This is a genomic window from Lentilitoribacter sp. Alg239-R112, assembly GCF_900537175.1.
Classification (GTDB): Bacteria; Pseudomonadota; Alphaproteobacteria; order Rhizobiales; family Rhizobiaceae; genus Lentilitoribacter.
The window spans coordinates 358,230-380,000 of the sequence record NZ_LS999835.1; the positions used below are offsets into that span (position 1 = coordinate 358,230).

At 43.8% G+C, this 21,771-nt stretch carries 24 protein-coding genes; 18 read left to right on the forward strand and 6 right to left on the reverse strand.

The genetic code is table 11. The features are described 5' to 3' along the window. The first annotated feature begins 4 nt into the window (after positions 1 to 4). From G3W54_RS18600 to G3W54_RS18615, 4 genes are all read left to right on the forward strand, one after another. Complete coding sequence (locus G3W54_RS18600) at positions 5 to 769, forward strand: GNAT family N-acetyltransferase (RefSeq protein ID WP_162654787.1); 765 nt, start codon at positions 5 to 7, stop codon at positions 767 to 769. Continuing rightward, positions 769 to 1,179 carry an 8-oxo-dGTP diphosphatase MutT gene (gene mutT, locus G3W54_RS18605; RefSeq protein WP_162654788.1) on the forward strand — a complete coding sequence of 137 codons (411 nt, stop codon included), beginning with the start codon at positions 769 to 771 and terminating at the stop codon, positions 1,177 to 1,179. Before G3W54_RS18600 ends, mutT begins: the two co-directional genes overlap by 1 nt. Positions 1,180 to 1,294: 115 nt before the next feature. Continuing rightward, positions 1,295 to 1,657 (forward strand): hypothetical protein, encoded by a 363-nt coding sequence (locus G3W54_RS18610; RefSeq protein ID WP_162654789.1) that lies wholly within the window; start codon positions 1,295 to 1,297, stop codon positions 1,655 to 1,657. A gap of 16 nt (positions 1,658 to 1,673) precedes the next feature. Next, positions 1,674 to 1,865, forward strand: a complete 192-nt coding sequence (locus G3W54_RS18615; protein ID WP_162654790.1) for a Flp family type IVb pilin — start codon at positions 1,674 to 1,676, stop codon at positions 1,863 to 1,865. Positions 1,866 to 1,869: 4 nt separating this feature from the next. Here the strand turns inward: G3W54_RS18615 and G3W54_RS18620 are convergent, their stop codons facing one another. After that, positions 1,870 to 2,748, reverse strand: a complete 879-nt coding sequence (locus tag G3W54_RS18620; protein ID WP_162654791.1) for a class I SAM-dependent methyltransferase — start codon at positions 2,746 to 2,748, stop codon at positions 1,870 to 1,872. A gap of 71 nt (positions 2,749 to 2,819) precedes the next feature. Between G3W54_RS18620 and G3W54_RS18625 the strand changes: the two genes are divergently transcribed. The 5 genes from G3W54_RS18625 (at position 2,820) to chrA (ending at position 6,522) form a co-directional block, all read left to right on the forward strand. After that, positions 2,820 to 3,578: a ComF family protein gene (locus G3W54_RS18625; protein WP_162654792.1), complete on the forward strand. Its 759-nt coding sequence runs from the start codon at positions 2,820 to 2,822 to the stop codon at positions 3,576 to 3,578. 71 nt (positions 3,579 to 3,649) lie between these two features. Next, complete coding sequence (gene grxC / locus G3W54_RS18630; RefSeq protein WP_162654793.1) at positions 3,650 to 3,907, forward strand: glutaredoxin 3; 258 nt, start codon at positions 3,650 to 3,652, stop codon at positions 3,905 to 3,907. Between the two features lie 18 nt (positions 3,908 to 3,925). Continuing rightward, complete coding sequence (locus G3W54_RS18635) at positions 3,926 to 4,747, forward strand: carbon-nitrogen hydrolase family protein (RefSeq protein WP_162654794.1); 822 nt, start codon at positions 3,926 to 3,928, stop codon at positions 4,745 to 4,747. 9 nt (positions 4,748 to 4,756) lie between these two features. Next, the gene (locus tag G3W54_RS18640) at positions 4,757 to 5,185 is read left to right on the forward strand and encodes a DUF1178 family protein (protein ID WP_162654795.1); all 429 of its coding nucleotides are present in this window, start codon (positions 4,757 to 4,759) and stop codon (positions 5,183 to 5,185) included. Between the two features lie 59 nt (positions 5,186 to 5,244). After that, positions 5,245 to 6,522: a chromate efflux transporter gene (gene chrA, locus G3W54_RS18645; protein WP_162654796.1), complete on the forward strand. Its 1,278-nt coding sequence runs from the start codon at positions 5,245 to 5,247 to the stop codon at positions 6,520 to 6,522. A 48-nt stretch (positions 6,523 to 6,570) separates the two neighbouring features. On the opposite strand, the gene G3W54_RS18650 is transcribed toward chrA, so the two are convergent. Further along, positions 6,571 to 6,972, reverse strand: coding sequence for a DUF1761 domain-containing protein (locus tag G3W54_RS18650; protein WP_162654797.1), 402 nt, complete (start codon positions 6,970 to 6,972; stop codon positions 6,571 to 6,573). A 2-nt stretch (positions 6,973 to 6,974) separates the two neighbouring features. After that, positions 6,975 to 7,358, reverse strand: a complete 384-nt coding sequence (locus G3W54_RS18655; protein WP_162654798.1) for an SRPBCC domain-containing protein — start codon at positions 7,356 to 7,358, stop codon at positions 6,975 to 6,977. Between the two features lie 95 nt (positions 7,359 to 7,453). Between G3W54_RS18655 and G3W54_RS18660 the strand changes: the two genes are divergently transcribed. Next, complete coding sequence (locus tag G3W54_RS18660; RefSeq protein ID WP_162654799.1) at positions 7,454 to 7,807, forward strand: metalloregulator ArsR/SmtB family transcription factor; 354 nt, start codon at positions 7,454 to 7,456, stop codon at positions 7,805 to 7,807. 5 nt (positions 7,808 to 7,812) lie between these two features. After that, on the forward strand, positions 7,813 to 8,232 hold the full coding sequence (locus G3W54_RS18665; protein ID WP_162654800.1) for an SRPBCC domain-containing protein: 420 nt from the start codon (positions 7,813 to 7,815) through the stop codon (positions 8,230 to 8,232). Positions 8,233 to 8,238: 6 nt separating this feature from the next. Here G3W54_RS18665 and ubiG read toward each other — a convergent pair whose 3' ends face one another. Beyond that, complete coding sequence (gene ubiG, locus G3W54_RS18670) at positions 8,239 to 8,985, reverse strand: bifunctional 2-polyprenyl-6-hydroxyphenol methylase/3-demethylubiquinol 3-O-methyltransferase UbiG (RefSeq protein ID WP_162654801.1); 747 nt, start codon at positions 8,983 to 8,985, stop codon at positions 8,239 to 8,241. A gap of 89 nt (positions 8,986 to 9,074) precedes the next feature. Next, positions 9,075 to 9,779 carry a DUF899 domain-containing protein gene (locus tag G3W54_RS18675; protein ID WP_197742904.1) on the reverse strand — a complete coding sequence of 235 codons (705 nt, stop codon included), beginning with the start codon at positions 9,777 to 9,779 and terminating at the stop codon, positions 9,075 to 9,077. Between the two features lie 246 nt (positions 9,780 to 10,025). Between G3W54_RS18675 and G3W54_RS18680 the strand changes: the two genes are divergently transcribed. From G3W54_RS18680 to G3W54_RS18710, 7 genes are all read left to right on the forward strand, one after another. Further along, positions 10,026 to 11,273, forward strand: coding sequence for an aspartate kinase (locus tag G3W54_RS18680; protein WP_162654802.1), 1,248 nt, complete (start codon positions 10,026 to 10,028; stop codon positions 11,271 to 11,273). A gap of 88 nt (positions 11,274 to 11,361) precedes the next feature. After that, a complete protein-coding gene (gene ptsP, locus G3W54_RS18685) occupies positions 11,362 to 13,599 on the forward strand; it encodes a phosphoenolpyruvate--protein phosphotransferase (RefSeq protein ID WP_162654803.1) in 2,238 nt (745 codons plus the stop codon). A gap of 32 nt (positions 13,600 to 13,631) precedes the next feature. Then, positions 13,632 to 14,714: a peptide chain release factor 1 gene (gene prfA, locus G3W54_RS18690; RefSeq protein WP_162654804.1), complete on the forward strand. Its 1,083-nt coding sequence runs from the start codon at positions 13,632 to 13,634 to the stop codon at positions 14,712 to 14,714. Between the two features lie 4 nt (positions 14,715 to 14,718). Then, positions 14,719 to 15,585: a peptide chain release factor N(5)-glutamine methyltransferase gene (gene prmC, locus G3W54_RS18695; protein ID WP_162654805.1), complete on the forward strand. Its 867-nt coding sequence runs from the start codon at positions 14,719 to 14,721 to the stop codon at positions 15,583 to 15,585. Between the two features lie 315 nt (positions 15,586 to 15,900). Continuing rightward, entirely contained in the window at positions 15,901 to 16,578 is a 678-nt protein-coding gene (locus tag G3W54_RS18700) for a DUF4167 domain-containing protein (RefSeq protein ID WP_162654806.1), read from the forward strand. A gap of 177 nt (positions 16,579 to 16,755) precedes the next feature. Beyond that, positions 16,756 to 19,359 (forward strand): ATP-dependent chaperone ClpB, encoded by a 2,604-nt coding sequence (gene clpB, locus G3W54_RS18705; RefSeq protein ID WP_162654807.1) that lies wholly within the window; start codon positions 16,756 to 16,758, stop codon positions 19,357 to 19,359. Positions 19,360 to 19,437: 78 nt separating this feature from the next. Next, positions 19,438 to 19,803, forward strand: a complete 366-nt coding sequence (locus G3W54_RS18710) for an MmcQ/YjbR family DNA-binding protein (RefSeq protein ID WP_162654808.1) — start codon at positions 19,438 to 19,440, stop codon at positions 19,801 to 19,803. A gap of 6 nt (positions 19,804 to 19,809) precedes the next feature. On the opposite strand, the gene G3W54_RS18715 is transcribed toward G3W54_RS18710, so the two are convergent. Further along, positions 19,810 to 21,765: a peptidoglycan DD-metalloendopeptidase family protein gene (locus tag G3W54_RS18715; protein WP_162654809.1), complete on the reverse strand. Its 1,956-nt coding sequence runs from the start codon at positions 21,763 to 21,765 to the stop codon at positions 19,810 to 19,812. Positions 21,766 to 21,771: the final 6 nt, after the last annotated feature.

Sequence of the window (21,771 nt, forward strand, 5' to 3'; positions counted from 1 at the left end):
TGATATGTTGAAACATGCAATTGTTAGGCGACTAGAAGCACTGGCTTTTCGTGCGTGGCCAGCTGCATCAACATTTTATGATGGCAGCTGGTTGATAAGACAAACAGCAGGCCATCCGTCCAAGCGATTGAACTCGGTTAACCCGCTTGATCCATCAGATCATCATCAGATCGAAGAGCGCATTGAGCGAGCAACACGAAGGTTCGAATCCTATAATCGACCACTTGTTTTTCGCCAATCACCGCTGGCGCCTCCGCAATTGGATAGTTTTCTTGATGCGCGTGGTTGGGTAAGATTTGATGAATCTATCGTGTTAATGGTGGATATAGATGCAATTAACCTTGATGATGCGGTTGATATGGTGCCAGTTCAGGATGTAGGCCTTTATGTCGACGCTGCCGTTAAAATCCGAGAGAGGGATCGTGATTTTAAAGCTGGCCTCACAGAGATTGTTACTTCGATTAAACCGAAGACAGGATTTTTTCTGTTAAAAGATGAAGAAGGCGGCGTGGTATCATCTGCACTTTGTGTGCACGATGATGAATATGCGGGCCTCTTGGATGTTGGAACAAGCAAACAATGTCAGCGTGCGGGGCACGCGCGCGCAATTTTAAAGTCAGCGATTTTGTGGGCTCGCTATAATGGTTCGAAACGAGTTTGGCTGCAGGTTGAAAAAGCGAATGCGCCCGCGCGCGCACTTTATGATCAAATTGGTTTTAAAGAGATCTATCGATACAGCTATCGCAAACAACCGGATCATGCATTGTAATGCCAGATGAAACTAAAATTGTCTGCGTGGTTGCTTGCGCGTTGGTTGATGCGGACAACCGCATATTAATTGCCCAGCGTCCGGTGGGGAAATCTATGGCTGGCTTGTGGGAATTTCCTGGCGGCAAAATTGAAAATGGTGAGACGCCGGAAAGTGCTCTTATTCGTGAGCTAGAAGAAGAATTGGGTATTGAAACTAAAGAAAGTTGTCTAGCTCCCCTAACATTTGCGTCTCATTCCTATGACGCATTTCATCTATTAATGCCATTATTTATATGCCGCCGGTTTTGGGGAACACCTCAGCCGAGGGAAGGTCAGGCATTAAAATGGGTGCGTGCTAAACAGCTGAGAGACTACGATATGCCCCCAGCGGATGAGCCTCTTATATCACATTTGCTCGATTACCTTTAATCACATAACTATTTCTAGCCATTGATATTAGCAGAAAACAATGCGCTTTTGTTAAGTTAACGTTTATCACATTATGCAATCCTTGTTTTGTAACTCGTATAAGTGGATTAGTGTAATGGCAAATGAAGAGCTTTGGACCTCATCAGGTGATGATGTTTTTGAGACGAAAAGTAGTGGTACCAGTGCGCTACGCATCTCGGTATTATTTGCTTGCGGCGCTGTCGCACTAGCACTTGTTGTTACGCCGATGGTAGCAGGTGATACTTCATCCAAGAATGATGCCTACGATAATCTAATAACGAGTTCAGTTGGCGGTGGTAATGTCTCGAGATCTAAGGTCATTCAGGCTTTTCCGAAGAGCCTTAATAATCAAGGCTCTGGTTCGAATGTTTATACTATCCGGCGTTCAATCACGCAAACGTCGAACGAAACCTGCATTATTTATGATAACGGTTTGAAGACAGATGGTTGCGAGTAGCTAAATGGTGGATGAAATGCTCAATCTAGTCAGAAAATTTTGGAGTAATAACAGTGGTGCAACTGCCATTGAGTATGGACTTATTGGTGCATTAGTATCGATATCGGTAATTGCAGGTGCGTCTCAAATGGGAAATACATTGGATGACCTGTACCAAGATAACACTAACTCAGTGCGTGACATGAACATTAAAAATGCCTCCAAATAGTTGACTATTTTTGAACTTTAATCTCATCCACATTAAGAGCATCGGCTAAGCGTTGTTTTGCTGAGCCTGGCTTTAAAGGCTTTTGCTGGCTGTCATGTGCCTTCCATCCGTTTAGATAGATGATGTTAAAACTCGCGCGTATGCGGCCATCATGATCGGAAAATCGCTCAAGGTAGATTTCATTTGCCCGCTTAAACAAAGTTCTTGAGGTAGGTTTCTTTGAACGGTCGGTTAATGAATTTGTCATTCCCATAGCTCTTAAATCTTTCATCAAAGCAAAGAGACTGTCATATCGTACTGTCAGGCCTTCGCTATCAATGACGGGAAGGGTAAAGCCTGCTCTTTGAAGAAGCCCGCCAAAATCTCTTATATCTGCAAATGGTAGAACGCGGGCGCTTGCACCGCCAAATAATTCAGTTTCTGCAACCAAAAGGCACTCTCTTAGTTCTTGCAATGTGCCAGCTCCCAGCACGGCTCCAGAAAATAAACCATCAGGGGACAATGCTTTGTTGATTTGCATGAACATGCCGGGCGTATCGTTGGTTAGGTGCAGCGAAAGCGGTGATACAATGAGATCGGCTTTTGATGATAAGTCTGGAAATTTTTCCAAACTTGTAACTAATGTAGCGTCATCGTGGTTTTGCTGAAACCAATCGATGAGTTGAAAATGATCTGCCTGACCACGTTGGCGTATGCGATCCGCTAGATCACCAGTATAACCGTGCAGCTGTATTGCTGTTTTAAATTTTCTTTCAATTACCGAAAGCCGTTCATCTAATTCCTGATTTACATATTTTAGCAAAAAATCTGCACCTTTTACGCTAGCTTTTTCGGCGCGTATTCTTCTTTTCAGAAGGGTTTCATGATCAATAATGAGTTTCATGGCTGACTTAGGCTTCTTAAAATGAAATTATATCCTCGCTTAACAAGTAATCTGGGGTTAATGTCAAGCAAATGAAACATAATCTATCATTTGCATATCTGATTGCGAGGCGATTAGCTACATCAGTTGATCAGCTACTTTACCCACCGATATGTGCGAATTGTGGTGTGTTTTCAAGTCACCATAACGCTTTATGTGCACAATGCTGGAAAGATGTGAAATTTATTGAAAAACCTTACTGTGAGGTGTCCGGCCATCCGTTTGCATTTGATTTAGGTGAGGGGATAGTTTCCGCAGATGTAATTGCAAACCCTCCTCCCTATAAACGGGCAAGAGCTGCGGTTGTGTATGATGGTGCTGCGAGAAAAATAGTTCACTTGATGAAGTATAAGGATCGACAGGAACTATCAAATCTCATGGTCAACTGGATGGTAAGAGCAGCGCGGGATTGCCTTGTAGATGTAGATATAATCGTCCCTGTACCTTTGCATCGATGGCGTCTTCTGAGCCGGCGGTTCAATCAGTCAGCTGAACTGGCGCGTAATTTAGCGCGAAAAACTGATAAAAATTATTTGACGTCTGCGTTGGTACGTAAAAAATCCACACTTCCCCAGGTCGGATTGCCAGCAATAGCAAGACAAAATAATGTTAGGGGTGCATTTATCGTGCAGGAAGATAAAAAGCCTGACATTTTGGGTAAGCGGATTATTCTTGTTGATGATGTTTATACAACGGGAGCTACGGTGGATGCTGCCAGTCGAGCATTGTTGCAAGCTGGAGCGGATGAGGTGTCAGTTGTAACCTTTGCGCGGGTCGTGAATGAGCATTGATATCAAACCATTAGATCACTATATATCCTCATAACTTAATAGCTTTAATGGTATTTGAACTGGATCATAACTTGAAAGACGTAACGATATATACACGACAGTTTTGTGGATTTTGCACCGCGGCAAAGCGACTTTTGTCTAAAAAAGGAGTTGCTTTTACCGAACATGACGCAACATTTAATCCAGCCTTAAAGAAAGAGATGATTGCTAAATCACAAGGTGGAACAACTTTCCCGCAAATTTTTATTGGCAAGGAACATGTTGGTGGTTGCGACGATCTTTTTGCGCTTGAGAATAGCGGTGCGCTCAACGTTATGCTCGAAGACTAATTCAGGTTCATTGTTATTATGATCAAAGCAGCAGTTGTGCAGATGCGCTCGAGTAAGGATCCGTTAGAGATGGCGCTTCAGCTTGAGCAGGTCATACATGCTGCTGCCATCAAGGGTGTTGAATATATTCAAACGCCTGAAATGACCGGATGCATCCACAGTACCAGAGATGAGTTATATGCTGTGATTTTCAACGACGATGATGATCCGATAGTCAAAATGGCGTCCCGTCTATCTGCGGAACATAATATCATAATTCATATTGGATCGACCGCTATTGCGCTCGATAATGGTAAAGTTGCTAACCGTGCATTCTTTTTTCAGAACGGAAATCTGAAAGCGAGATACGACAAGTTACATATGTTCGACGTTGATCTTGATTATGGTGAGAGTTGGCGTGAAAGTTCAACTTACCAAGCTGGCCGAGAGGCTGTGATAGTAGAAGCATCTGGGGCCAAATTTGGATTGGGTATCTGTTATGATGTTCGCTTTCCCAATTTGTTCAGAGACCAAGCCATCGCGGGTGCGCAGATTCTAACTGCACCGGCGGCGTTTACCGAGCAAACTGGACAGGCTCATTGGCATGTATTGCAACGTGCTCGCGCGATAGAAAATGGCGCTTTTATGATTTCTGCTGCACAAGGTGGAACACATGAAGATGGTCGTAAGACCTATGGACATTCGCTGATTGTGAGCCCTTGGGGTGATGTTTTGGCCGAAGTTAAAGGCAATGAAACTGGAATTGCTATTGCCGACATTGATGTGCAGGTGAGTGCAAAAGCGCGCGCAAAGATACCAAACCTTAAGAATAACAGTGATTATACAGTCAATTCGGTCTAATGTAATAATATGATAAAATTCAATCTCATCTGCAACAAGCATCATGACTTCGAGGCTTGGTTCTCATCGAGTACCGATTTTGATGATCAGAAAGATGCGGGCTTTGTATCTTGTCCTATCTGTGGTTCGTCTGTGGTCGAAAAAGCACTTATGGTTCCAGCTGTTGCGACATCTCGGTCTAAAGACAAAAAGCAGCAGATGATGAAGAATACCGCGCAGAAAGAGGCTATGAAAGCCATTCAGAAAATGGTGACTGACGTTAAAGAAAATAGCGAAAATGTTGGCGATCAGTTTCCAGAGGAAGCTCGCAAAATGCATTATGGTGAGAGTGATAGTCGTGGCATTTATGGCAAGGCTTCTCTAGATGAAGTGCGCGAGTTAGTGGACGAGGGGATTAATGTGACCTCTTTGCCTGACCTTCCAGATAAACAAAATTAAACTGTCATATTCTGATGATATTCAATTAGCCTGTAATCGTTATTCAAGAATGATATGAAATGAAAATTCCTGGACTTGATGAAACGATAAGAACTTTCGGACGGATCGGATTTCTTTCTTTTGGTGGTCCCGCGGCGCAAATTGCACTCATGCACAATGTGCTTGTCGATGAAAAAAAGTGGCTGAATGAGCAGCAGTTCCTAAATGCATTGAGTTTTTGTATGTTGTTGCCTGGTCCGGAAGCTATGCAGCTTGCGACTTATTCTGGCTGGCGGTTACACGGTGTCATAGGCGGTTTAATTGCCGGGCTTTTGTTTGTGCTTCCTGGCGCGGTTGTAATACTGTCTCTTGCTACGATTTATGCTTACTTTGGTGATGTTGAACTTGTTGATGCGTTGTTTTTGGGTGTAAAAGCGACCGTCTTGATTATCGTTATTGAAGCATTGCTGAAAGTTTCGAGAAGGGCATTAAAACTCCGAGCTCATTGGGTTCTAGCTGCACTTGCATTTGTCGGTATATTCTTCTTTGCAGCGCCGTTTCCTATTATTATATTTTGCGCGGCGATTTATGGGTTTTTCTTTACCGGGCATGCGCAAGAAGCGGAGAATGTTGATGATATTAAGGCTGTTAACGTCAGTATACTTGATACGTTCAAAACGATATTCATCTGGCTTTCCATTTGGGTTTTTCCGGTTATTATTATTGGTTATTACCTTGATTGTGAATTATTCAACTCGATTGCCAGTTTCTTTTCAAAGCTTGCGGTGGTGACATTTGGCGGTGCATATGCCGTTCTCGCCTACATGGCGCAAGACGTTGTTACACAATTTGGATGGCTAACCGCTGGTGAGATGATGGATGGTTTGGGTTTGGCTGAGACCACTCCGGGGCCATTGATTTTAGTTACGGAGTTTGTTGGTTTTTTAGCTGCGTTTCGTGAAGGCGGTTTTTGGTTTGGTGTTGTCGGCGCAGTGCTGACACTTTGGGTTACATTTGTTCCATGTTTTCTATGGATTTTTGCCGGTGCTCCCTATATCGAACAAATATCAGCCCAGCCTAAGCTTAAGGGTGCTTTATCAGCCATCACTGCTGCTGTTGTGGGTGTGATTCTTAATCTATCGATTTGGTTTGGCTTGCATGTCTTGTTTAGCAATGTGACACAAAAATCGACAGGCATTCTCACACTCTGGCAACCAGAGCTTTTATCTATCGACTGGAGAGTGTTGATACTTCTGATTGTTTCGGGTTTGCTTCTGTTTCGGTTTAAGATAGGTCTTATGAAAATGCTTGGCATATCGGCAGGGCTTGGCTGGTTTATGGCCAGTTTCCTAACTTGACTTACCTCTTGGAAACTCCGCCCAATTTCATGAGGGCGGAGTAATTATTTATGCCAATAGCTTACGGAAAATTCCATTGCAGATAATCATGATAATCAGACTGACGATCCAATAACCCGCATTTACATTTCTTACATAAGTATTTTGTTTTGCAAACATACCGCCAGAATAGGCAAGCGCGGTAAATGCAAGAGTTGCCAGAATAACTGTCAAAAGCGCTTCTGAAACAGCTGTTACCGCAACGAACCAGCTCATAAGTAATAGTCCGATGATTTGAGCAATCATGGCACCGGCTGGCATATCATTTGCTGTGCCAAGCTCTAATCCTAAACCTTCTGCCCATTTACGTCCGAAAAGCAGCGGCGAATACCATAGCCAGCCTAATAAAAACGATGCAATCGCGCCAACGACGACTGCTGTCCAAGATACGTCTGTTGTTAATTCACTCATCTTTATCTCTCCATTTTGTTCATTGGTTCCCAATACATTTTATGCCAACCGGCATCTAGATGCGCTTCTGCCTCTTCAGGATGTCCGGTTTGTGTGAAGTGAATTGTAGTATTGGCGCCGTTTTGGTCAAGTTCGAAGCGTATGAGTGAGTATTGTCCTTCGGGCCAGTCTTTAACGCGCCATGCTTGAACAATACGTTTATTTTGTACCAGTTCAATATTTCTAGCTTCAATCATTCCATCAAACAATGATAGCGCGCCGCCGGATTTTGCTTCAATGTTCGCTGTTTTTCCACCCGTCATAGCGCTAAATTTTTCTGAGCTGAGTAGGATCTCATAGATCTGCTCTTTTGTAGCATGGATATCTACATTTTGTTGGATTGTCATGTTCTTTCCTATCAATATTCAACTTTATGGTTGAATATTGACTATGTTATATATTTTCTATTGTCAACTGGTTGGTTGAATAATATATAAGAGCAATGAATAAAGAAATTTCCCAAGATGAAGAGCGGCTTGATGTTGTGTTCCATGCATTGTCTAATCGCACGCGCCGCTCGCTATTGAAGCAAATGCAAGATGGACCAATGATGGTAACCGAGCTTGCCCAAAACTATGATATGTCGCTCAATGCAGTTTCAAAACATTTGATAGTTCTGGAAAAAGCAGGGCTTATTGACCGCTCAATAGATGGGCGAAATCATTCATGCCAACTGCAATCTGGCCCACTAGCGGACGCGGATATGTGGATTGAGCAATATCGTACATTTTGGGAAGAAAACCTTGATCAGTTTGCTGCTTATGTCGAAAATTTGAATAATGTGGAGAAGAAGTAATAGTGATGGCCGAGCTTACTTTAACAAAAATTATCAAAGCACCGCGTGAGGTGGTGTTTGATGCGTGGACGAAGCCCGAACATCTAAAAAATTGGTGGGGTCCGGGGAAAGTCTATTGTCCGGAAGCGCATGTTGATCTGCAAGTGGGCGGCAAATACCGTATCGCTAACAAAATTGAAGATGGCTCAATTCTATGGTTTTCAGGAAAGTTTGAAGAAGTTATGCCGCCTGAGAAGCTTGTTTACGATTGGTATGTTGGTGAGAACGATAATGCGCCAAGCCTGGTCACGGTGTTATTTAGAGAGCATGATGATGGAACAGAACTTGTCGTTTGGCATGCGCGAATTGGTGATGAAGCAACTCGCGATATGCACCGCAAGGGCTGGCTTGGTTGTCTTGAAAAACTTGATGAAATGTTTGCGTGAGGTGATTTACTTCTTACGCTCAAAGACCATCATGTAATTAACATTCATATCAGGGCTTAAGTTCCAGCGATCTTGCAAAGGGCTATAGAAAACACCGGATTGGTCAACAAATGATAAGCCGCTTGATGTTAGAGGGGATGAAATTTCTTCTGGCCGCACTAGTTTTTCGTATTGGTGTGTGCCGCGAGGTAGCCAACGCAAGACATATTCTGCGCCAAAGATGGCGAGCGCCTTGGCTTTCATCGTTCTGTTTATCGTTGCAACAAACATAAGTCCACCAGGTTTGAGCATGTCTGCGCACGAGGTTAGGAAAAGATCAACATTGGCGACGTGTTCAACAACTTCCATGTTTAGAATGATATCAAACTTTTCGCCATTGGCTGCCAGTTTCTCTGACGTATCTGCGCGATAATCGATTTCAAGGCCGCTTTGTTCAGCGTGAATTTTGGCGATTTCGATGTTTATTTCAGATGCATCTGCGCCTGTTACTTTTGCTCCCAACCGGGCCATGGGTTCGCAAAGCAAGCCACCACCGCACCCGATGTCAAGGAGACGTAACCCTTCAAATGGTCGGCTATTTTGACCTTCTCGTTCAAAGTGCGTAGATGCTCTGTTGCGAATGTAACTCAGACGAACAGGATTGAACTTATGTAGCGGGCGAAATTTCCCCGTTGGGTTCCACCATTCGGCTGCCATTTTTGAGAAGCGCTCAACTTCCACTGCATCAATCGTTGTTTTTTGCGCGCTTTCCATTTAATTTGGCCTTGTTTGATACGTTTGGTGTCTCGTATGAAACAGAAGTTAAGAAGACAAGTCAAAGAGAAATAGTATGATCTTTGCCGTTAATCTTCATATCGGTCATGATGCCGCAGCCATTCCATACTATAAGATAGATCCCGCTCGTTTCTCCCTTTTGGTGTTAGGTCTATATAATTATAAGCACCATTTAGAAGATCAAGACCACGACCGAATGTAGAATAGGTGTGAAAAATATCCCGGTTTGAGTTCTTTGTAAGTACGCTTACACCAACTAACTCATCCATCTCAGATGTCATAGGCCTATAATTATAAGTCGCGTTGCCGGATTTTATATCTTCGGGGTCAAAGGAAACATTAAAGTCTCTATTAAAGTTGGAAGGAGCCGATGAAACCCAGTTGAAGTCCCAACCCATACGTGACTTAAAAGAGTTTATCTTAGAGAGGCTTGCGCGAGAAATTGCAAGAAAACTGATGTCTCTATGGGCAAGGTGAACATCTATACCGTTGAAGTTATCTGCCCAAAATGAACAACTTTTACACCCCTCCTTCCAGTCATCACCGATCATGAAATGATAAATGATTAACTGGCTATGTTTTCCGAAAAGTTCATTTAGGGTTTTAACTCCCTCATTGGTATCGAATATATATTCATCTTCAATAGCGACCCACGGCAATTCTCGTCGTGCGGCACTTAATTTGTCTCTTTGCTTGCTGAAATCCTTCTCTTGGAGGAGCAAAGCTTTGCGAGCTTCTAACCATTCGTTACGTGTAACAATTTGATGTTTCATTACATGGTTCCTGACATTAATTAGCATAATAATTAATTAACTTTTATGCTAATTAAATTGTAGAGTCAAACAGCCAAAGTTAATTGAGTTTAAATTTGGCAAACTACTGTGGTCTCACAGTTGCAGTTTGGGAGTTTTTTAGATAAGACACACCCACTTTGTCCCAAATGGTTGGTGTTCATATCGGGCTGGCGATGCCGGACGAAGATGGTTTTTTAGGTTAATTGCGACAGGACAACGCATTCTATGGCGCGAATAGTAATGAAATTTGGTGGAACGTCTGTTGCCGATTTAGACCGGATCAGAAATGTGGCTCGCCATGTAAAGCGTGAAGTAGATAACGGTCATGAAGTTGCCGTTGTTGTTTCCGCAATGTCAGGTAAAACAAACGAGCTTGTTGGATGGACCCGTGAAGCATCGCCCATGCATGATGCGCGTGAGTATGATATCGTTGTATCATCTGGCGAGCAGGTTACTTCAGGCCTGTTAGCAATTACGTTGCAATCTATGGGGGTGAATGCGCGATCCTGGCAGGGATGGCAAATTCCTATACGTACTAGTGGTACCCATGGCGCAGCGCGGATTGAAGATATTGATGGTAGTGATCTGGTTCGCCGTTTTGGTGAAGGACAAGTTGCCGTTGTTGCAGGCTTCCAAGGAATTGGACCTGACAATCGTGTAGCGACGCTCGGGCGAGGTGGTTCCGATACAAGTGCAGTGGCAATTGCAGCCGCGGTCAAGGCCGATCGCTGCGATATTTATACAGATGTTGACGGTGTTTATACAACAGATCCACGTATCGAACCGAAGGCAAAACGTCTTGAAAAAGTAGCGTTTGAAGAAATGTTGGAAATGGCGTCTCTGGGTGCAAAAGTACTGCAAGTTCGTTCTGTTGAGCTTGCAATGGTTCATAAAGTTAGAACCTTTGTGCGTTCAAGTTTTGAAGACCCCGACGCTCCTGGGATGGGGGATTTTGACAACCCACCAGGAACCCTAATTTGCGATGAGGATGAAATTTTGGAACAGGAAGTAGTAACTGGTATCGCGTATGCCAAAGATGAAGCTCAAATTTCATTGAGACGTCTGTCTGATAAACCTGGCGTATCTGCTGCGATTTTTGGACCGCTTGCTGATGAGCACATCAATGTAGATATGATTGTGCAGAACATTTCAGAAGATGGTAAGCACACAGATATGACCTTCACATTACCTTCTGGTGATGTCGAGAAGGCCGTCAACGTGCTTGAAGCTAAGAAGGATGATATCGGATTTGATGTTGTTCAAAGCGAAACTAACCTTGTTAAAGTGTCTGTTATTGGTATTGGTATGCGTAGCCATACAGGTGTGGCTGCAACAGCATTTAATACAATGGCCGAAAAAGGCATAAATATTAAGGCCATCACAACGTCTGAGATCAAAATTTCAATTTTGATTGATAGTGAATATGCCGAACTAGCAGTACGGGCATTACATGCGGCTTATAAATTAGATTGAATGTAGAATTTGCGCTTTATATACGAAACGAGACTATATTTCATGAGGATTGTTTTCATTGATTAGTCAGCCTTTGGGGCCACGCACAATGCTTAAAAGGCTTCGAGAACTCATGGCAGAAGTACTTGAGCCGCAAGAGCGGCTTGATCGTGTTGTTGCACAAATTGCAACCAGCATGGTGTCTGAGGTTTGTTCATTTTATGTCTTGCGTGCTGATGGTGTGCTTGAACTTTATGCCACTCATGGTTTGAAAAAAGGTGCCGTCCACCAAGCACAGCTGAAAATGGGACAAGGTCTGGTCGGTTCCATTGCTGCGACCGCTGATCCACTTAATTTGTCTGATGCACAATCGCATCCAGCGTTTCGATTTTTGCCGGAAACGGGCGAGGAAAAATATCACTCTTTCCTGGGTGTTCCGATCCTGCGTGCGGGTCGTTCATTAGGTGTTTTGGTTGTTCAAAGCAAAAAAGAGCGTATTTACGCTGAAGATGATGTTGAAGCTATGGAAACAACCTCCATGGTTCTTGCAGAAATGATCGCAACGGGTGAATTGAAGAAAGTGACGCGTCCTGGTCTAGAACTAGACATGACACGTCCAATTTCGATTGATGCGGATGGTTATGGCGGCGGTGTAGGACTTGGCTATGTGGTTCTTCATGAACCGCGTGTTGTTGTAACCGATTTATTGGCAGAAGATATTGATGCCGAATTAGACAGACTTAATATTGCGGTTAAATCCTTACGCGTCTCTATTGATGATATGCTTTCGCGGCGCGATGTGCCACTGGAAGGCGAGCATCGTGAAGTACTTGAGGCTTATCGCATGTTTGCTAATGACCGCGGATGGCGGCGGAAAATGCAAGAAGCGGTTCGTAATGGTTTAACGGCAGAAGCCGCTGTTGAGAAAGTTCAAAGTGATACGCGCGGGCGCATGATCAATTTATCTGATCCTTATCTACGTGAGCGCCTGTCTGATTTTGATGATTTAGCAAATAGATTGTTACGTCAACTAACAGGTTTTACACCAAGTGCAATTGCTACTGGCTTGCCTGAAGCTGCTATTATTGTTGCTCGTAACATGGGTGCAGCAGAGCTGTTGGACTATCCTCGCGAGTGTATTAGAGGGTTGGTTCTTGAAGAGGGAGCGGTTACCAGCCATGTTGTTATTGTCGCAAAAGCAATTGGTGTACCTGTTGTTTCTCAGGCCACTGGAATTGCATCACTAGCAGAAAATGGCGACTCGATTGTCATTGATGGCGATGACAATATTGTTCACCTCCGCCCTGCGACAGATTTGCAAGATGCTTACGCTGATAAAGTTCGTTTTCAAGCAAAGCGGCAGGAAGAATTTTCTGCACTGCGAGATGTAGAACCGATCAGTAAAGATGGTGTTGCCTGCAATTTATTGATGAATGCTGGTCTTGTCGTAGATTTGCCGCAACTGCGGGCTTCTGGTGCTGCTGGAATTGGTCTTTTTCGTACCGAGTTGCAGTTCATGATCTCGTCAAAAATGCCAAAGGCAAAAGAGCAAGAGACATTTTATCGTCAGGTTCTTTCGCAGGCTGGGAACTTGCCGGTTACATTTCGAATTGTTGATATTGGTGGTGATAAAGTCGTCCCTTATTTACGGTCAGCTGAAGAAGAAAACCCGGCCTTAGGTTGGCGAGCTATTCGCTTTTCATTGGATCGACCCGGTCTTTTAAAAACTCAAATTCGAGCACTTTTGCGCGCCAGTAGTGGTACTGAACTGCGTATCATGATCCCGATGGTGACAGAGGTTTCCGAGCTTGAGAAAACGCGCAAACTCATTGATCATGAAGTTGAGTTTTTGTCGGGCCACGGTTATAAAATGCCAAGTAAAATAAGCTTTGGAGCAATGCTTGAAGTACCAAGTCTGCTTTGGCAATTGGATGAATTAATGGCTGCAGTTGATTTTATTTCAGTTGGCTCAAACGACCTGTTTCAATTTATAACAGCGACGGATCGAGGTAATGCTCGCGTTTCAGATAGATTTAGCCCGCTTGATGCACCCTTCCTACGTGTTTTGCGGACAATTGTTGAGAAAGCAAGTGAAACAAACACACCTTTGACCTTGTGTGGAGAATTGGCCGGCAATCCTTTGACTGCTATGGCTCTTTTAGGTCTTGGTTTTCGTTCGATTTCCATGTCACCTGCTGCAATCGGACCGGTTAAAGCCATGTTATTATCTTTGGATATAGGAAAGTTGCAAACCGAGTTACTGAGATCATTGCGGGATACAAAATCAGGTCACTCAACCAAAGAATTTCTCATAAATTTTGCAAATGAGAATAATATTTCTTTATAAGTAAATCGCAAATAACTCGAAGCGAAAAATTAATGGCAACTTTACCAATTCAGAAAATGCAGGAACTCGAACGTCGCTTTGGCGAGATCGAAGCTCGCATGGCAACAGGTCCAGATTCCGATACATATGTTAAATTGGCATCTGAGTACTCTGAACTTGAACCTGTCGTGAAGGCCATTCGAGAATATAATGGATATTTGAGTGAGATTGACGGCCTTGCTGAGATGCTAGGTGATAAAACCATTGATGCAGAGATGCGTGAAATGGCAGAAATGGAACTGCCAGAACTAAAAGAGAAGATCGATGCACTTGGTGAAGAGATGCAAATTATTCTTCTGCCGAAGGATGCTGCTGATAGCAAAAACGTTATTTTGGAAATTAGGGGTGGAACAGGCGGCTCTGAAGCTGCGCTTTTTGCCGGTGACTTGTTCCGTATGTATGAGCGTTATGCATCTTCGCAAGGCTGGAAAGTTGAAGTGATATCATCCAGTGATGGAGATGTTGGCGGCTTTAAAGAAATTTCTGCAACAATTTCTGGACGGGGTGCTTTTGCCCGCTTGAAATTTGAGTCCGGCGTTCACCGGGTACAGCGTGTGCCCGAAACTGAATCTGGTGGTCGAATTCATACATCGGCCGCAACAGTGGCTGTTTTGCCGGAAGCTGAAGATGTTGATATTGAAGTTCGCAATGAGGACATTCGCATTGATACGATGCGTGCGTCAGGCGCTGGTGGTCAGCACGTGAATACAACCGATTCGGCTGTTCGTATAACGCATATGCCTAGCGGTATTGTTGTTACTTCATCTGAGAAGTCGCAACATCAGAACAGAGCGCGAGCTATGCAGGTATTAAAAGCGCGTCTTTATGATATGGAACGTCAAAAAGTAGATGATGAACGTTCAGCAGATCGCAAAAGCCAAGTTGGTTCGGGTGACCGCTCGGAGCGTATTCGTACATATAATTTCCCGCAAGGTCGTGTAACAGACCACAGGATAAATCTAACGCTTTATAAATTGGATAAAATGCTCGTCGGTGAGATTGATGAGATGATTGACGCACTGGTCGCCGATCATCAAGCTACACAATTGGCCGCTCTTGGCCAACAGACTCACTAAGTAAATGGCACTGTCACTATCAGACGCTTTGTTGAAAATGCGGATGGCATTTGATGCCTCTGGCATTGAAGATGCCGGGTTTGAAGCTAAAGCTTTGTTAACCGGCTTACTGGAGTTTTCCACTTTAGATATTGCAATCAGAGCCGATCTGATTTTGAAAGATGAGCAAGTTGTCCTCATTAATAAGGCAATTCGAGAGCGTCTTTCAGGTAAACCAGTTTATCGCATATTGGGATGGCGTGAATTTTACGGCCTAAAGTTTGAGTTATCCGAAGAAACATTGGAACCTCGTTCCGATACAGAAACTTTAGTTGATGCAATTCTACCCATTTCTCAAAAGATTATCGAGGAAAGAGGCTCGTGCTCTATTCTTGACTTGGGAACAGGGACCGGTGCTATTGCTCTTTCAATTTTACACAATTGTGAAGGTGCGACGGCAGTTGGTGTTGATGTTTCAGATGACGCACTAAAGACTGCTCGCCAGAACTCCAAGCAGCTTGGACTCGCCGATAGGTTCACAGCCCTAAGAAGCAATTGGTTTTCAAACGTGGATGGTATGTTTGATATTGTTGTATCGAATCCACCGTATATTTCGGTCAAAGCAATGGGTGAATTATCGATCGAAGTTGGAGAGCATGACCCGCATCTGGCACTTCATGGGGGGGATGATGGATTGGATGCATATCGCTTGCTGGCAGAACAAAGTGTTGGTTATTTGAAAGCTGGCGGAACTATAGGGCTTGAGATTGGTTTTGATCAAAATGATTCGGTTAAGAGGCTGTTTTTGGATCAAGACCTTGTGTTAACTGGAGAATACAAGGATTTAGGTGGCAGAGATCGTGTTTTATTGTTTGGAAGCTGCGGAAAATGAGACTTTTTGTTACTTGTGCGTAAAAAAATGAATTATGGTAAGAAAAGACTTGGAATTGCATCAAAACCTGTCTAAAGTCTTCTTGAAAATGGTAGTGGTGGCGCTAAAGCCAATAAGCTGTAATGAAGCTTTTACCGCTCTTTCAAAGAAATCTTTTAGGGTTAAGATTTGCGGGCATTGCCAGTGAAAGTATTTGATATAATTACAATGTATAAGCTTTGCTTCATATAATCATGATATTTGGGCAACATCATTTGTTCTGCAATCTGGCAATGAACATTGGGCATCACAACCAAAAATTTAGGTGAGTTTTTTATGAGAACTGGACAACAGAATAAGCGCGGACGTGGGCGTAATAATAACAATAATAATCGTAAGAACTCTAATCCGCTCTCCCGTTCTTATGATAGCACAGGACCGGATGTAAAAGTTCGTGGTACTGCCCAGCATGTAGCCGAAAAATATATGACCCTTGCAAGAGATGCTCAAAGCTCTGGCGATAGGGTTATGGCCGAGAATTATCTCCAGCACGCCGAGCATTATAATCGGATTATTGCCGTTGGTCAGGCACAAATGCAGGAACGTCAACAACGCGATGAAGCTGCACGGGAGCAGCAGCAACAGCAACAACAAGAACGTGATGCTGAGAATGAAGCTAATACTGATGCAAAACAAGCAGTAGAAGCGCAAGATGCCACACAAGGGGATAAGGCTGATGGATCGGGCGATGATGATCGCGCTAATCGTAAACCGCAGCCACGTCGTAGAAATAATTCTCGCCCTCGTCGACCACGTGTTCAAGAGGCGGCTCCAACCGATGCGACTGGTGATGTAACTCCGACTGCAACAACATCTGCAGCTCCAACACAAGCCGCTCCTGCAACTCCAATTCCCGCACCTGAAGTTTCAACTCCTGAAGCTCCAGTATCTGAAAAATCTGAAGCTCCTGTTGAGGCAGTTAAGCCTGTTGAGGAGACAACGCCTGCGGAATAATTTTGCGCTGAGTAAAGATTTAATTTCAGTACATCTTAAATTTGGTCAGCTTTAAACCTTTTCATTACGTCACCGAATACCCATATAAATTCTGTAGACGGCTTGCCACTTAATGGGAGCCTTTTCCGAAGCATTGTTTCCGCGCCACATTGGGCGGATCGTGATATGGAGTTAGATATGAATTTGGAAAAATATTCAGAACGCGTGCGCGGCTTTATTCAATCAGCGCAGGGTTATGCCCTTGGTGAAAATCATCAACAATTTACACCAGAACATTTGTTGAAAGTTTTGCTTGATGATGAGCAAGGCATGGCTTCGTCGCTGATCGAACGATCTGGCGGGAGTGCAAAAGATGCAGGTCTGGCTACACAAGTTGCACTTGGTAAGTTACCTAAAGTAACTGGTGGTAGTGGACAGATATATCTCGCACCTGAATTGGCGAAACTATTCACAACAGCTGAGAAGTTAGCAGACAAAGCTAGTGATAGTTTTGTAACGGTTGAGCGTTTATTGCTAGCTATGGTAACCGATAAATCCACCAATGTTGGTAAAATTCTGAGCAACGCAGGATTAACAGCGCAAAACCTTAATCAGACTATAAATTCAATTCGAAAAGGCAGAACCGCTGATAGTGCTAATGCCGAACAAGGTTTTGATGCACTTAAGAAATATGCGCGTGATCTTACAGAAGATGCGCGTGAAGGACGTCTTGATCCGGTTATTGGACGAGATGATGAAATCAGGCGTGCCATTCAGGTTTTATCACGCCGCACAAAAAACAATCCTGTTCTTATCGGTGAACCTGGTGTCGGGAAAACAGCGATCGCGGAAGGTCTTGCTTTACGTATCATCAATGGTGATGTGCCAGAATCTTTGAAAGATAAAAAATTAATGGCACTTGATATGGGTTCTCTTATTGCGGGCGCGAAATATCGTGGTGAATTTGAAGAGCGTTTGAAGGCTGTGCTGAATGAAGTGCAGGCTGAAAGTGGTGAGATCATTCTATTCATTGACGAAATGCATACACTTGTCGGCGCTGGAAAATCGGAAGGTGCAATGGATGCGTCCAATCTTTTGAAGCCTGCCTTGGCTCGTGGTGAATTACATTGTGTCGGTGCAACAACGCTCGATGAATATCGTAAACATGTTGAAAAAGATGCAGCGCTCGCGCGGCGGTTCCAGCAAGTCTTGATTAATGAGCCGAATGTCGAAGACACGGTTTCTATTTTGCGTGGGCTAAAGGAGAAATATGAGCAGCATCACAAAGTTCGCTTGAGCGACAGGTCCCTTGTTGCCGCTGCGACTTTATCCAATCGCTATATTACCGATCGGTTTTTGCCGGACAAAGCAATTGATCTTATTGATGAAGCGGCAGCGCGGTTGCGTATGCAGGTGGATTCCAAGCCAGAGGAGCTTGATGAGTTGGATCGCAAAATTATCCAACTTAAGATTGAGCGTGAAGCTTTAAAAAAAGAAGATGATAAAGCAACGAAGGATCGACTTGTCGATCTAGAGGCGGAGTTGTCTGACATTGAAGAACAATCAACTGGCTTAACTGCAAAATGGCAAGCTGAGAAACAAAAACTTGGTCTTGCAGCGGATATAAAGCAGAAACTCGAACAGGCTCGAAATCAGCTGGAAATTGCGCAGAGAAATGGCGAGTTTCAAAAAGCTGGGGAATTGACCTATGGTGAAATTCCGGCGCTTGAGAAGCAGCTTTTAGAATCTGAGAACCGTGAGAATCAAGCTGGCGCAAGCATGGTTGAAGAGGTTGTTACACCAGACCATATTGCTCATATTGTATCGCGTTGGACGGGTGTTCCCGTTGATAAGATGTTGGAAGGTGAACGAGATAAGCTTCTTCGTATGGAAGATGAAATTGCCAAACGCGTTATTGGTCAAGGCGAAGCTGTTCAGGCTGTTTCGCGAGCCGTTCGTCGTGCAAGGGCTGGGTTGCAAGATCCAAATCGTCCAATTGGTTCATTTATGTTTCTTGGACCAACCGGTGTTGGTAAAACTGAGCTGACCAAGGCGCTTGCTGAGTTTTTGTTTGATGATGAAACAGCTATGGTTCGCCTTGATATGTCGGAATATATGGAGAAACACTCCGTTGCGCGCCTTATTGGTGCACCTCCGGGGTACGTCGGTTACGATGAAGGTGGAGCTTTGACAGAAGCGGTTCGTCGTCGTCCATATCAAGTTGTTTTGTTTGATGAAATTGAGAAAGCGCATAGCGATGTTTTTAATGTTTTACTGCAGGTGCTTGATGATGGTCGATTGACAGACGGGCAGGGACGAACTGTAGATTTTCGAAATGTTCTCATTATCATGACCTCTAATATGGGTGCTGAATTCCTCGTCAATCTGTCGGAAGATCAAGATGCAGAAGATGCACGTGAGGATGTCATGTCCGTTGTTCGGGCGTCGTTCCGGCCTGAGTTTTTGAATAGGTTGGATGAAACGATTCTTTTTCATCGATTGCGACGTAGTGAGATGGGCGCAATTGTTGATATTCAGATGCAACGTTTACTCAAATTGCTCGCAGAGCGGAAGATCAGCATAGATCTTAAAGACGATGCGAGGGAATGGTTGGCGAATAAGGGATATGACCCTGCATTTGGTGCAAGACCGCTTAAACGGGTTATTCAAAAATACTTGCAAGATCCTTTGGCGGAGAAAATCCTTGCTGGCAATATAAGTGATGGTGCAAATATTGTGGTGAACAACGGATCAGATCGGTTGAATTTTTATGTAAAAGACAACCAGAAGGATGCGGCTTAAATATTTGAATGTAAGTTTGCAAGATAGATTTGGGCAGGCTTTGACCTGCCCATTTTGCTGAAATTGTGGGGGAGCGGAATGACGTACGATGAGTTTGATGAGTTTTGTGGCTCGCTACCTGCAACGACTTATGTCAATCAGTGGGGTGGATCTCATGTTTGGAAAGTTGGCGGTAAAGTTTTTGCAATTGGCGGATGGCATGATGATCCCAATTGGCCGCGAATTACATTTAAAACTTCGGACCTTGCTTTTGATATATTAAAGGAGCAACCGGGTCTTCGACCTGCGCCTTATCTTGCGCCTCGTGGTGGCAAGTGGATTCAACATTCTGAGGCCCCAGGCCTAGATGATGATGCATTGAAAGATTACCTTAGAGAATCGCATCGTTTAATTAGCTTAAAGCTTACGAAGAAATTGCAGCGCGAGCTTAAACTTAATCAGTAATGCAATCTAATTACTGGCGAGTGTCGTTGTATCTTCAATACCTAGCAGCGTGTTGATTTTTAGGCGATTTTGGTGAAATGTCGCTAAGACATCACCTTTTAAAGCCTTGCTGTCAGGCAGCCGTACCCGCAGAGGGTCAACTTTAGTTCCATTTACAATCAGTTCATAATGTAGATGTGGGCCAGTGGATAAGCCTGTGGAGCCTATAAGTCCAATGATTTGACCTTGTTTTACGCGTGCTCCTGGCACAACACCATTGCTGATTTTTGATTGGTGCGAGTAGGATGACACATAACCATTGGCGTGTTTTATCTTAGTTTGGCGACCATAACCGCCGGAATGCCATCCTGCTTCAAGAACGACACCATCACCTGACGCTAGAATTGGAGTGCCGCGTGGAGCAGCCCAATCAACACCTGAATGCATTCTGGTTCGGCCAGTTATAGGATGTCGACGGATACCAAAGGGTGAGCGAAAGATGCCAGTTGGAGCCGGGTTGCGAAGTAAAAACTGTCTCCCGCTGCGGCCATCTTTATTGTAAAAGTCAACTGTACCATCGTCAGGATGAGTAAATTTGTAGAAACTTAAAGTGGTGTCACCAAAATTGGCTGAGATGTACAAGAGATCTGAATCTTTATTGGCATTGGAGCTTTCATCTTCTACTGAGAAAAAGGCTTCCAATTTATCGGTTGGTCTAATTTTGGCTCTGAAATCGACATTTGCTGCCATCAATTGAACAAGCTGTTTGATCATATCCTGCGTCATACCGTAGTAAAGGCCAGCCCTATAAATAGCATCATAGGTCGTTGGTAAATCCGTTACCTGTGGAACTTGGTTTGGTGTGTCTTCTAGAAGTGCGGCCAGATTTGGAGAATAAATTGGCTCATCTGCTATCACGTATCGACCCTTGTCATTGAGTGCGGCAGTAATAATATGATTGTTTTTTTCATAGATTGAGATCCGAACAATCTCCGTAAATAATTCATCTTGCTCAATGCCAAGGCGAATAGACGTACCTGCATTCAAATTTTCGACATCGATTTCCTGGGAAAGAATATCAACGTATTTTGTGATTTGGCTCTCTTGGTGTCCGGTTTCAGTTAATATGTCACTCAGACTGGCCGCTGTTCGTATTGTTTGAACATCCTCAAAAAACTCTATCTCTTTAGTGTTCTTAGGCGCGTAACTGGCTACAGATATATTTTCAGCAACAACACGTGCATTGTTTTGAATGTTTGCTGTGAAATCAAAGATAGCAGTTTGTGCATTTCCAAAGCGGCGAGGGTCAACATAATGGAGCGCCGCAATCTGGCTATCCTGTCCAATCAATATTGACCCATTGGTTCGAACAGTTTCTTCTGCTTCATCAAGGTTCATTCTTGCAGCATATCTGAGGCTGTCATCACCATATGGATAATCATATGTTTTAAGTGCGATTTCAGAATCAACTTTCGCGCCGTAAATTGCGCCAGAATCAAATGAGGCGTTAAGTTCAGGTTTCGTTGTTGAGAATATTTGTAACGGATTAAACTTTGGATATTCTTCCACATCCTGATAGTTTGAAGCCAATGGCATGGAGACATGCACAAAAGGGCGCGTCCGTACGATCTGTTGATCACCTTCATTAATAAGGGTCGGAACATCCATAACGAGTTTGTCCGGCTCTCGATTTGTTATGATGCTGGAACGGATACGGTGTTGTTTTTCACCTTTTGCCAAGGATGCAATAACAAGCAACGGGTCTGTGGCATTTAAAGCTACAGCAGGAGACGTTAGTTGTTCTTTACCCTCAAGCGCAACAAACAGTGCAATGCCCATCAATGAAATAGACGTAATGCCTGTCATAAAGGTGCCCGATAGCCACCTTAAAGAAACCTCTCTTCTATCCGGAGCGCGGGTGCCTCCAGCTAAGATGGGCGGTTCATCACCCATTCCATCTGCTCTATCGGTTCGAGATAGCATCTTTAT

What these genes read in the sequence shown, in the direction of transcription:
- prmC (WP_162654805.1), top strand. Translation starts at nt 14,719, where the DNA reads ATGGCACTGTCACTATCAGACGCTTTGTTGAAAATGCGGATGGCATTT.
- G3W54_RS18715 (WP_162654809.1), bottom strand. Translation starts at nt 21,765, where the DNA reads ATGCTATCTCGAACCGATAGAGCAGATGGAATGGGTGATGAACCGCCC.
- G3W54_RS18650 (WP_162654797.1), bottom strand. Translation starts at nt 6,972, where the DNA reads ATGAGTGAATTAACAACAGACGTATCTTGGACAGCAGTCGTCGTTGGC.
- mutT (WP_162654788.1), top strand. Translation starts at nt 769, where the DNA reads ATGCCAGATGAAACTAAAATTGTCTGCGTGGTTGCTTGCGCGTTGGTT.
- ubiG (WP_162654801.1), bottom strand. Translation starts at nt 8,985, where the DNA reads ATGGAAAGCGCGCAAAAAACAACGATTGATGCAGTGGAAGTTGAGCGC.
- chrA (WP_162654796.1), top strand. Translation starts at nt 5,245, where the DNA reads ATGAAAATTCCTGGACTTGATGAAACGATAAGAACTTTCGGACGGATC.
- G3W54_RS18655 (WP_162654798.1), bottom strand. Translation starts at nt 7,358, where the DNA reads ATGACAATCCAACAAAATGTAGATATCCATGCTACAAAAGAGCAGATC.
- ptsP (WP_162654803.1), top strand. Translation starts at nt 11,362, where the DNA reads ATGCTTAAAAGGCTTCGAGAACTCATGGCAGAAGTACTTGAGCCGCAA.
- G3W54_RS18640 (WP_162654795.1), top strand. Translation starts at nt 4,757, where the DNA reads ATGATAAAATTCAATCTCATCTGCAACAAGCATCATGACTTCGAGGCT.
- G3W54_RS18660 (WP_162654799.1), top strand. Translation starts at nt 7,454, where the DNA reads ATGAATAAAGAAATTTCCCAAGATGAAGAGCGGCTTGATGTTGTGTTC.
- G3W54_RS18665 (WP_162654800.1), top strand. Translation starts at nt 7,813, where the DNA reads ATGGCCGAGCTTACTTTAACAAAAATTATCAAAGCACCGCGTGAGGTG.
- G3W54_RS18710 (WP_162654808.1), top strand. Translation starts at nt 19,438, where the DNA reads ATGACGTACGATGAGTTTGATGAGTTTTGTGGCTCGCTACCTGCAACG.
- G3W54_RS18675 (WP_197742904.1), bottom strand. Translation starts at nt 9,779, where the DNA reads ATGAAACATCAAATTGTTACACGTAACGAATGGTTAGAAGCTCGCAAA.
- G3W54_RS18620 (WP_162654791.1), bottom strand. Translation starts at nt 2,748, where the DNA reads ATGAAACTCATTATTGATCATGAAACCCTTCTGAAAAGAAGAATACGC.
- G3W54_RS18600 (WP_162654787.1), top strand. Translation starts at nt 5, where the DNA reads ATGTTGAAACATGCAATTGTTAGGCGACTAGAAGCACTGGCTTTTCGT.
- G3W54_RS18610 (WP_162654789.1), top strand. Translation starts at nt 1,295, where the DNA reads ATGGCAAATGAAGAGCTTTGGACCTCATCAGGTGATGATGTTTTTGAG.
- G3W54_RS18625 (WP_162654792.1), top strand. Translation starts at nt 2,820, where the DNA reads ATGAAACATAATCTATCATTTGCATATCTGATTGCGAGGCGATTAGCT.
- G3W54_RS18635 (WP_162654794.1), top strand. Translation starts at nt 3,926, where the DNA reads ATGATCAAAGCAGCAGTTGTGCAGATGCGCTCGAGTAAGGATCCGTTA.
- G3W54_RS18700 (WP_162654806.1), top strand. Translation starts at nt 15,901, where the DNA reads ATGAGAACTGGACAACAGAATAAGCGCGGACGTGGGCGTAATAATAAC.
- clpB (WP_162654807.1), top strand. Translation starts at nt 16,756, where the DNA reads ATGAATTTGGAAAAATATTCAGAACGCGTGCGCGGCTTTATTCAATCA.
- G3W54_RS18615 (WP_162654790.1), top strand. Translation starts at nt 1,674, where the DNA reads ATGCTCAATCTAGTCAGAAAATTTTGGAGTAATAACAGTGGTGCAACT.
- prfA (WP_162654804.1), top strand. Translation starts at nt 13,632, where the DNA reads ATGGCAACTTTACCAATTCAGAAAATGCAGGAACTCGAACGTCGCTTT.
- G3W54_RS18680 (WP_162654802.1), top strand. Translation starts at nt 10,026, where the DNA reads ATGGCGCGAATAGTAATGAAATTTGGTGGAACGTCTGTTGCCGATTTA.